Source organism: Streptosporangium sp. NPDC001559 (genome assembly GCF_042893955.1).
In the GTDB taxonomy this organism is placed as follows: Bacteria; Actinomycetota; Actinomycetes; order Streptosporangiales; family Streptosporangiaceae; genus Streptosporangium.
Genome location: NZ_JBIAVG010000030.1, coordinates 52314 through 62370, shown reverse-complemented (window position 1 = coordinate 62370; position 10057 = coordinate 52314). Strand labels below are relative to the sequence as shown.

The 10057-nt window shown below is 69.5% G+C and carries 9 protein-coding genes; all 9 read left to right on the top strand.

The features are described from left to right. Positions 1 to 243 precede the first annotated feature (243 nt). A complete protein-coding gene (locus ACFYY8_RS40945; RefSeq protein ID WP_390050484.1) occupies positions 244 to 1536 on the top strand; it encodes a bifunctional folylpolyglutamate synthase/dihydrofolate synthase in 1293 nt (430 codons plus the stop codon). A gap of 14 nt (positions 1537 to 1550) precedes the next feature. After that, positions 1551 to 1889: a DUF4233 domain-containing protein gene (locus tag ACFYY8_RS40940; protein ID WP_390050482.1), complete on the top strand. Its 339-nt coding sequence runs from the start codon at positions 1551 to 1553 to the stop codon at positions 1887 to 1889. Positions 1890 to 1900: 11 nt separating this feature from the next. Further along, positions 1901 to 3595: a hypothetical protein gene (locus tag ACFYY8_RS40935; RefSeq protein WP_390050481.1), complete on the top strand. Its 1695-nt coding sequence runs from the start codon at positions 1901 to 1903 to the stop codon at positions 3593 to 3595. 91 nt (positions 3596 to 3686) lie between these two features. Then, complete coding sequence (ndk, locus tag ACFYY8_RS40930; protein WP_362784402.1) at positions 3687 to 4097, top strand: nucleoside-diphosphate kinase; 411 nt, start codon at positions 3687 to 3689, stop codon at positions 4095 to 4097. A 182-nt stretch (positions 4098 to 4279) separates the two neighbouring features. Next, positions 4280 to 5311: a rod shape-determining protein gene (locus ACFYY8_RS40925; RefSeq protein ID WP_352016360.1), complete on the top strand. Its 1032-nt coding sequence runs from the start codon at positions 4280 to 4282 to the stop codon at positions 5309 to 5311. Then, positions 5311 to 6234: a rod shape-determining protein MreC gene (mreC, locus tag ACFYY8_RS40920; protein ID WP_390050480.1), complete on the top strand. Its 924-nt coding sequence runs from the start codon at positions 5311 to 5313 to the stop codon at positions 6232 to 6234. The genes ACFYY8_RS40925 and mreC overlap by 1 nt, the downstream gene beginning before the upstream one ends. Then, positions 6224 to 6751 carry a rod shape-determining protein MreD gene (gene mreD / locus ACFYY8_RS40915; protein WP_390050479.1) on the top strand — a complete coding sequence of 176 codons (528 nt, stop codon included), beginning with the start codon at positions 6224 to 6226 and terminating at the stop codon, positions 6749 to 6751. Before mreC ends, mreD begins: the two co-directional genes overlap by 11 nt. 52 nt (positions 6752 to 6803) lie before the next feature. Next, the gene (gene mrdA, locus ACFYY8_RS40910; protein ID WP_390050478.1) at positions 6804 to 8882 is read left to right on the top strand and encodes a penicillin-binding protein 2; all 2079 of its coding nucleotides are present in this window, start codon (positions 6804 to 6806) and stop codon (positions 8880 to 8882) included. Continuing rightward, on the top strand, positions 8879 to 10042 hold the full coding sequence (rodA, locus tag ACFYY8_RS40905; protein ID WP_390050477.1) for a rod shape-determining protein RodA: 1164 nt from the start codon (positions 8879 to 8881) through the stop codon (positions 10040 to 10042). The genes mrdA and rodA overlap by 4 nt, the downstream gene beginning before the upstream one ends. Positions 10043 to 10057: the final 15 nt, after the last annotated feature.

Here is a 10057-nt window from a genome sequence, read left to right as displayed (position 1 = left end):
GCTCTGGCTGTGGACGGTGAAACCCGGGGCCGGGGCCGGAAAAGGGCCGAGGGTGTGAGGGCTGGGGGAGGGCTCATCTGGTGGCCGGTGTTCGACGATCGCATGTCTCGGCATCGCGTCGGGGCGAGCCGTGTCTTCCCTGAAGGCGTTGCGAAGGGACGCACAGGCGTGGGGCTGGGGGAAGGGCGGCTTGCGGGTCAGTAGGCTTGAGGCGTGGAATATCGAGCGGTCGAACAAGCAATCATGGAACGTGGCGTCGAGTGGAACTTCGAGCCCACTCTCGACAGGATCGCCGCGCTCATGGACGTGCTCGGTTCCCCTCAAGACGCCTATCCGATCGTGCACGTCGCCGGCACCAACGGTAAGTCGAGCACGACGCGCATGATCGAGACGCTTCTGCGTGAGCGCAATCTGCGTGTCGGTCGCTTCACCAGTCCGCACCTGGTGTCCATGCGCGAGCGCATCTCGATCGACGGCCTTCCGCTGAGCGAGGAGCGTTTCACCGAGGTCTATCTGGACATCGAGCCCTATCTCAAGATGATCGACGCTCAGGGACGCAGGCTCTCCTTCTTCGAGACGCTCACCGCGATGGCCTTCGCGGCCTTCGCCGACGCTCCCGTGGACGTCGCGGTCATCGAGACGGGCATGGGCGGCAGCTTTGACGCGACCAATGTCGCAGACGGTACGGTCGCCGTCATCACTCCGATCTCCCTGGACCACGTCGACTATCTCGGTCCGGACGTCGCGACGATCGCCGGGGAGAAGGCCGGGATCATCAAGCCGGGGGCGACCGCCGTACTTGCGCAGCAGCAGCTTCCCGCTGCGGAGGTGCTTGTGCGCAGGGCCGTGGAGGCCGGGGCGACGGTGGCCAGGGAGGGGCTGGAGTTCGGCGTGCTCGGCAGGGAGCTGGCGGTCGGCGGGCAGCTACTCGGCCTCAAGGGGCTCAAAGGGGTCTACGAGGAGGTTCTCCTCCCCCTGTACGGCGCGCACCAGGCGGGCAACGCCGCCTGCGCGCTGGCCGCCGTCGAGGCGCTGACCGGGGGGGACGAACCCCTCGGCATCGAGCTGGTACGGCAGGCCTTCCTGAACGTCACCTCACCCGGAAGGCTGGAGGTCGTACGGCGGGGCCCGACGGTGCTCGTGGACGCCGCGCACAACCCGGGCGGGGTACAGGCGACCCTGGAGGCCGTCCACGAGTCCTTCGGCTTCGGCAAGCTCATCGGTGTGGTGGCCATGTTCGCCGACAAGGACGTCCAGGGCATCCTCGAGCTGATGGAGCCCATGATGGACGAGATCGTGGTGACGAGGAACTCCTCGCCGAGGTCCATGGAGCCGGACAGGCTCGCGGCGCTGGCCGGAGAGATCTTCGGAGCCGACCGGGTTCGCCTGGCCGAACGGCTCGACGAGGCGATCGACATGGGGATCGCCCTGGCCGACGAGGAAGGGGAGTTCGCCGGTGCCGGCGTGTTGATCACCGGATCCGTGGTCACGGCCGGGGACGCGCGACTGCTGCTGAAGGCGGAGGAGGCCACGTGAGCGAGAGACGGGGCATGTTCACCGTCACGCCGGGTATGCGGCGGCTCTGCGCCAGTGTTCTGGGCATGGAGGCGATCGTCGTCGGTCTTTTCACGCCGGTGGCGATCAACACCCAGGGGGTCGAGCCCGCTTTCGCGGTGACGGTCGGACTGGGTCTGGCGGTCCTCTGCGTCCTGGTGGTGGGTCTGTTGAAACACCCCTTCGCCTACATCGTGGGAAGCGTGATCCAGGTTCTGGCCATAGCCGCGGGTTTCCTGGTTCCGACCATGTTCTTCCTTGGCGCGATCTTCGCCGCGCTGTGGATCACAGCGATATTCGTCGCTCGCCGTGTCGAGGGCGTGACTTCCCGCTAAAGTCGGCCAACATGGCCGTCCCTCCCATGCAGCCGGCCCGGGGGGTGGCCGCCGGGTCCGCTGACCTGGCGCGTCCTCTCCGTGCCTCGCTGATGCTCGACGTCATCCTAGGGCTGCTCGTCACGGTGACCCTTCCGCTGGCGATCGTCGCCGTTCCCAACACCATCTCGGTGGTCGCGGCACTGCTGCCGCCCGACGTCTCCCAGATCGAGATGGTCAGGGCACACGGGCTCGCCCTGCCCGCGATGGTGCTGACCGTGCCGCTCGCCGCACTGTTCTTACGCCGGGTCCGGGCGGTGCCGGTCCTGGTCGCTGGCCTGGCGTTGCTGGCGCTCGCGGACGCAGCCGGGGGCTACGCCGGGTCGGCGGCTCTGGTCGGGGCCCTGCGGGCTCTGCACGGCGTCGGAGCCGGGCTGCTGCTGCCCGCCAGCCTTGTGACGGTCTGGGAACGCTCCGCCGTCCTGCGCGCCCTCTGGGCGGGCATGCTGGCGGTGAGTCTCACAGCCGCGCAGGCATTGGCTCTGTGGCCGCTCAACGAGGTCAGGTCCTGGAGGGTCACGCTCCAGCCGTACCCCATGCTGACCGGAGTGGCGCTGGTGCTGGCCGCTGTCTATCTCGTGTTCTGGATAAGGAGCGGCGAAGGTTCCGCGAGTCCCGAGGCCATGCGGGGCGGCCGCCTGCCGGTCGCGGCGGTGTCGGCCGTGGCGGTCGCGACACTGGCCCTGGGCACGACGTTCGACTGGCCGCCGGGCCTGCTCATTCTCGTCGCGGTGCTGTCGATCATCGGACTTTTCCTCCTGGCTTCGGCGAGCGGGTTCGGGGAGGGAGCGGGCAGGGCTCCCGCCTACACGATGCTGGTGGTCGGCGTCGTCGTCCTGCCGACCGCGGCGCAGGTCACCAATGTCGAGCTGGGTGGGTTGAGCGGTCCCGGGCTCAGCGGGCTGTGGCCGGCTTTCCTGGTCGCCGGGGTCCTCGGACTGGTCGCGGCCGTCGCGGTGAGCAGGCTCGGAGAGACCACCGCTCCCCTGTGCGCCGCCGGTGGCCTGGCCGTCCTGGTCGCCGGGTTGTGCGCGGTCAGAGCGTTGCTGCCCACCGCGGAGGGACCCACGCTCCTGCTTCCCTTCGCGCTGCTCACGGCGGGTGCCGCTGTGGCCCTGACCGCGGTGCTGCGTCCTTCGGGAGTGGGAGTGGCGCTGTTCGCGCTCTCGCTGTTCCTGCCGGGGATCCTGTCCGGCTTCCTGCTGGGAACCGGCGTCCAGCTCACCATGCTGAGGCAGGCGGGGACCCCGCAGGCGATGGTGGACGCGTTCGTCGGGGCGCTGCATCTGTGGGCGCTCGCCGGTGGTGGTCTGGTGGTCGTCACGATCGTGCTCGGCGCCGCGCTGGCCCGCCGTACGGTCGTGGTCCGTGTCGGGGCCGACGAAGACGAGGCCTCGCAGGAGGGGGTGGCGAGGAACGAGAGGAGCGTTTCGGTCCCGGCGCCCGCGCCGCCGGCCGACTCGGCTCCGTCTCCGGTGGGGTCCACGGGCGATGACCGATCCGCCGACCAGACCGAGGAGGAAGGGCCCGATGGGGCCGTGCCCGAGACCGGTCCCCGGCGGGACCCAGGAGCGGCGGACACACCCGAGCCGGGGGCGTTGCCGGTCGTGCCGCCGCCGACTCCGTCCCCCGAGGGGGCGGTGGGAGACGGGGCGGACCGGCCATGACGTCGCCGACCACGGGGAACCGGGCCGAGGGCGATAAACTTCGCGCGTTCCTCGCAGTCCGCGAGTCATCCCCGTTCAAAGGAGAACCTCAGTGTCCGAGCGCACTCTTGTCCTGATCAAGCCCGACGGTGTCGCGCGTGGTCTCATCGGTGACGTGATCGCCCGGATCGAGCGCAAGGGCCTGAAGGTCGCGGCGCTTGAGCTGCGCACCCTGGACGCCGACACCGCCAAGGCCCACTACGCCGAGCACTCGGAGCGGCCGTTCTTCGGCGAGCTGGTCGAGTTCATCACCTCCGGTCCGCTGGTCGCGCTGGTCGCCGAGGGCCCTCGCGCGGTCGAGGCCTTCCGCGCCCTGGCGGGTCTGACCGACCCGGTGAAGTCGGCTCCCGGCACCATCCGTGGCGACCACGCCCTGGAGATCGGTGAGAACGTCGTGCACGGCTCCGACTCTCCCGAGTCCGCCGCCCGCGAGATCAAGCTCTTCTTCCCGGACCGTTTCTAGGTCTCCGGCCTCGCGGAGCCCCGTCGCCCAGGAGGACGACGGGGCTCCGCGTGTTTGAGAAGCTCTAAGATTTTCTCGGAGCTGGTGGGCTCATTGCGCTCAGTGGTGGGTACGTCACGTTACGATTCGAGTGCGTTCTGTAGTTTTCGCCGACGACCCGACGGAAGGAGGCCGCCTTCCTCATGAGCAGCAAGCTTGCATTTCTCGGCCGCGACATGGCGGTCGATCTCGGCACCGCCAACACCCTCGTCTACGTGCGGGGCCGCGGTGTGGTTCTCAACGAACCCTCCGTCGTCGCGATAAACACGACCACGGGAAAGATCGTGGCCATCGGCATCGAGGCCAAGCGCATGATCGGCAGGACACCCGGGAACATCATGGCGATCCGGCCCCTCAAGGACGGTGTGATCGCCGACTTCGACGTCACCGAGCGCATGCTCCGTTACTTCATCCAGCGGGTGCACCGACGCCGTCAGTTCGCCAAGCCGCGCATCATCATCGCGGTGCCGAGCGGGATCACCGGGGTCGAGCAGCGGGCGGTCAAGGAGGCCGGTTACCAGGCGGGGGCCCGGGGGGTCTACATCATCGAGGAGCCGATGGCCGCCGCGATCGGGGCCGGGCTTCCGGTGCACGAGCCCACGGGCAACATGGTGGTCGACATCGGCGGCGGGACGACCGAGGTGGCGATCATCTCGATGGGCGGGGTCGTGACCAGCCAGTCGATCAGGATCGGCGGTGACGAGCTGGATCAGGCGATCATCACCTTCGCCAAGAAGGAGTACTCGCTGATGCTCGGTGAGCGGACCGCCGAGGAGATCAAGATGGCCATCGGCTCCGCCTGCGCGCTCCCTGAGGAGGGGCACGCCGAGATCCGGGGTCGTGATCTGGTCACCGGCCTGCCCAAGACGGTCGTCGTCTCCGCGGCCGAGATCCGCAAGGCCACCGAGGAACCGGTGAACGTGATCGTCGACGCGGTCAAGACGACGCTGGACAAGTGCCCGCCGGAGCTCTCCGGAGACCTGATGGACCGTGGGATCGCGCTCACCGGAGGCGGTGCGCTGCTCAAGGGCATGGACGAGCGGCTCAAGGACGAGACGGGCATGCCGATCCACCTGGTGGACAACGCGCTGGACTCCGTCGCGCTCGGTTCGGGTAAGTGCGTCGAGGACTTCGAGGCGCTGCAGCAGGTCCTGGTGTCGGAACCGCGGCACTGATGAGGGACACGCGCCGGGCACGGATGAGCCTGGGAGTGCTGCTGGCCGCGGCGCTGGTGCTCATGACCGTCGACCACCGCGCGGGAGCGAACTCCCCGCTCAGCCCGCTCAGAGGGGTCGGCGCCGAACTGTTCGGCGCCGCGGAGAACTTCGGGGCGGGGCTGGTCCGGCCGGTCGGGCACTTCTTCGAGACGATGGCGGCCGCGCCGGACGCGCAGCACCGCATCGACGTGCTACGCGCGGAGAACCAGCGGCTCAGACGGGATCTGACGGCCCAGGCGCTGGATCGTGGGCACTCACAGGAGCTGAGCCGTCTGCTCGGTGTCGCGGGGGCCGCCGGATACCGGCTGGTGCCCGCCCAGGTGATCGCGCGGCGTGGCACGCCCGGTTTCGAGGAGGCCGTACAGCTCGACGTGGGCAGTGCCGACGGGGTGCGCTCCGAGATGACCGTGCTCAACGGCGACGGCCTGGTCGGCAGGGTGGTGCAGGTGGGCACCTCGACCTCGACGGTGGTGCTGCTCAGTGACCCGGCCTCCGCGGCGGGGGCGCGCCTTGAAGGGAGCAACGAGATCGGGCTGGTGCACGGGATCGGGCAGAACGGTCGTCTGCTCCGTTTCCGTCTGCTCGACTCCTCGGCGCAGATCGTGCCGGGACGCCGCATCGTGAGTTTCGGCTCCCAGCGGGGCGCGCCGTACGTGGCGGGGGTGCCGATCGGGGTGGTCGAGCGTGTGGAGGCGACTCCGGGGGAGCTGACCAGGGTGGCCTACGCGCGGCCGTACGCCGATCTGACGGCGCTGGACGTGGTCGGGGTGGTGGTGCAGGCGCCCCAGCGTGCCCCGCGGGACACCGTGCTGCCGGCTGTGCCACGGGGAAAGGCGCCGCGTGGGGGCGAGTCGCGGGAGGAGGCGGAGGGTGAGCCGTGACCTGGGGGCCGTCGCGGTGCTCCTGCTGGCCCTTGTCGTCCAGGTGACGTTCGTGAACCGGATTCCGCTGCCCGGCGGGGCCACGCCCGACCTGGTGCTGCTCACCGTCGTGGGGTACGCCCTGGTCCGTGGCGCGACCGCGGGGGCGGTGATGGGGTTCGGCGCAGGGTTCGCCGGTGACGTGCTGCCGCCCGCCGCCCATGTGCTCGGGCAGTACGCGCTTGTGCTGTGCCTGATCGGGTTCGCCGCGGGCAGGGCGGGGGAGAGCCGTCCCGACGCGAGGCTGCCGGTCGCGCTGGCCTGCGCCGCGGCGGGGCCGCCCGCCGTCGCGGTGGTCAGCGTGCTGCTCGGGGCGCCCGGCGCGGGCAGGGACGTGCTGGCCTCTCCGCTGCCCTGGGCGATCGGCTACAACCTGCTGGCGGCGCCTCCGACGGTGTGGTTGGTGATGAGGATGGTCAAGGGGCCGCGCGAGCGGGAGTTGCGGCCGGTCACGCATCTGGTTCGGGGACGTAGATGAGCGGACGGCGAGGCTGGGGCGGGGCGCCGGTCCCGGTCCGCGGGAGGCGGGCATGATCAGGACACGGACCAGGCTGGTCGTGATCCAGATCCTGGTGGCCTCGATGCTGGCGTTGCTCGCCGTACGGCTGTGGCAGGTGCAGGTGGTGCGCGGGGCCGAGTTCGTCGAGGCGGCGACCGAGACACGGACCCGTGACGTGGTCGTGCCCGCGGTGCGTGGGCAGATCCTCGACTCGGCGGGGCGTCCGCTGGTACGCAACCGGACCAGGCTCGTGGTCTCCGTCGACCGTACGAGCCTCAACCGGATGGAGGGCAACGGCAGGGAGGTGCTGCAGCGTCTGGCGGCGGTGCTCGACCGTAAGCCGTCGGAGCTGCGCATGCGGATCAGGGCGTGCGGGCCGGGGGTCACCAGGCCGTGCTGGCCGGGCTCGCCGTACCAGCCGATTCCGATCGACGACGATGTCACGACGCGTGAGGCGCTGCAGATCCTGGAGCGGCAGGAGGAGTTCCCCGGGGTGACCGCCGAGGTGCAGGCGGTCAGGGAGTATCCCGGGAACTCGGCGGGGGCGCAGGTGCTCGGTTACCTGCAGCCGATCACACAGGAGGAGCTGGAGAGGCGCGATGGGTTCAAGGCGGTCTTCTCCGGGGTCGACCTGATGGGCCGTGACGGTCTTGAGGCCGTCTACGACAAGGAGCTTCGAGGGGTTCCCGGGTTGAGACGGGTGCAGGTCGACCGGCTCGGCAAGGTGATCGGGGTGGAGCGGCAGGTGCAGCCGACCCCGGGTGACACGCTCATCACCAGCATCGACGCCAGGGTGCAGGCGGTGACGGAGAAGGCGCTGGCGGGGGCGATGAAGTCGGCGCCGTCCGCGGACGGAGCGGCGGGGGTCGTGCTCGACGTGCGGACCGGCAGGGTGGTCGCGCTGGCCAGTGCGCCGACCTACAACCCGGCGGTGTGGACGGGGGGCATCTCGGAGCCCGAGTACCAGCGCCTGCTCTCCGGCAAGGCGGGCAGGCCACTGGTGTCCAGGGCGATCAAGGGGGAGTTCGCGCCGGGCTCGACGTTCAAGATCTCCTCGGTCTCCGCGATGCTCAGGGACGGTTATCCGCTGCACGGGCACTATGACTGCCCGGGGTCCTTCATGGTCGGCAGCAGGCCGTTCAACAACTTCCACGGCATCGGGATGGGCACCCTGACCCTGCACACGGCGCTGGTGAAGTCCTGCGACACGATCTTCTACCGGGCGGCGTACGAGCAGTGGCTGCGTGACGGGGGGCTGCGGCCCAGGGGCAAGACGAAGGAACCGATGGCGGTGATGGCGCGGGCCTTCGGATTCGGCAGGCCGACGGGGATCGACCTGCCGGGGGAGTCGGCGGGGCGCATCCCCGACCGCGAGTGGAAGAAGCAACTGTGGGACGCGACCAAGACGGAGAACTGCAGGCGGGCCAAGAGCGGATATCCGGAGGTCGCCAGGTCCAGTCCGTCGCGGGCGGCCTTCCTCAAACAGCTGGCGTACGAGAACTGCCTGGAGGGCTACCAGTGGCGGCCCGGAGACGCGGCCAACTTCTCCATCGGGCAGGGTGACGTGCTGGTGACTCCGTTGCAGCTCGCCGCGGCCTACGCGGCGCTCGTCGGTGACGGCAAGCTGCGCAGTCCCCGTATCGGCTGGGCGCTGGTACGCCCGGACGGCACCATGGTCAAGGAGATCAAGGTCCCGGTCGTCGGCAAACTGCCGCTCTCCCAGACCGAGCGGTCCTACATCAGGGGGGCGCTCAGCGAGGTCGCCTCGGACGGTACGGCCGCCGGCGCCTTCGGCGGGTTCCCCATGGACAAGGTCAGGGTCGGCGGCAAGACAGGAACCGCCGAGGTGTACGGCAAGAACGACACCTCCTGGTTCGCCTCGTTCGCCCCGGCGCAGAAACCGCGTTTCGTGATCGTCGTGATGGTCTCCCAGGGAGGGATGGGCGGTCAGACCGCGGCTCCGGCCGCGCGGAAGATCTACGAGGGCATCTACGGCATCGCGCCGCAGGACGGTCAGGACAAGGGGAAGCCGGTGCGCGCGGCGCTGCCCGACCACCGGCCCGCGACCAGGTTGCCGATGATCGAGCGGGACGGGACCGTGGCCCGATGAACCGCACGATGGCCGTGCCGGCCGGTGGTTCCCTCACACGCAGGGCGGTCGCGGCCTCTTCCGCGGTGCGCAGGATGGACGGGGTGCTGCTGGTCGCGGTCGCCGCGCTGACGGTGATCGGGACGTTGCTGGTCTGGTCGTCGACCAGGACCTGGGCGCCCGGCTCGACCGGCCTCGTCAAGAAGCACATTCTCAACGTGGCCATCGGGATCGCGCTGACCAGCGTGGCGGTGATGGTCAACCACAGGTCGCTGCGGGTCTACGCGCCGCTGGTCTACGTCATGAGCCTGGTCGGCCTGGTGCTGGTGATCACGCCGCTCGGCTCGACGGTGAACGGCGCCCACTCGTGGATCATGCTGGGGGGCGGGTTCGCCTTCCAGCCCTCGGAGTTCGCCAAGCTCGGGCTGGTGCTGATGCTCGCCATGCTGCTGGCCAGGCCGGTCAGGGGCACCGACAGGCCCCGCACGCTGGACATCGGGCTCTCGCTCGGGGTCGCGGGGTTCACCATGGGGCTGGTGATGCTCCAGCCCGATCTGGGCACCACCATGGTCCTCGGCGTGATCACGGCCGGGGCGCTGGTGGTCGGGGGCGTCAGGAAGCGGTGGATTCTCGGGCTGGCGTTGCTCGTGGTCTGCGGGGTGGCGGCCGTCTGGTTGTTCGACGTGCTCGAGCCGTACCAGATCGCACGGTTCACCGCTTTTCTGAACCCCGCGAGTGATCCGCGGGGGGTCGGCTACAACAGCACCCAGTCGCTCATCGCGATCGGGTCGGGGGGGCTCTTCGGCAAGGGGCTGTTCGAGGGGGGTCAGACGACGGGGCGGTTCGTGCCGGAACAGCACACCGACTTCATCTTCACCGTCGCCGGGGAGGAGTTCGGCTTCCTCGGGTCGGTCGCCGTGGTGGCGTTGATCGGGGTGATCCTGCTGCGCGGCATGAGGATCGCGCGGTTGTGCGACGACCGGTTCGGGACGCTGGTGGCGGGGGTGATCGTCTGCTGGCTCGCCTTCCAGGCCTTCGTCAACATCGGAATGACGATTGGAATCATGCCGATTACAGGTCTTCCGCTGCCGTTTGTCTCGTATGGTGGTACTGCGACCTTCGCCAATATGATCGCCATAGGCCTGCTCCAGGCCATCCACATTCGCGAGCAACCATTCTGAATCGGCGAACATGAG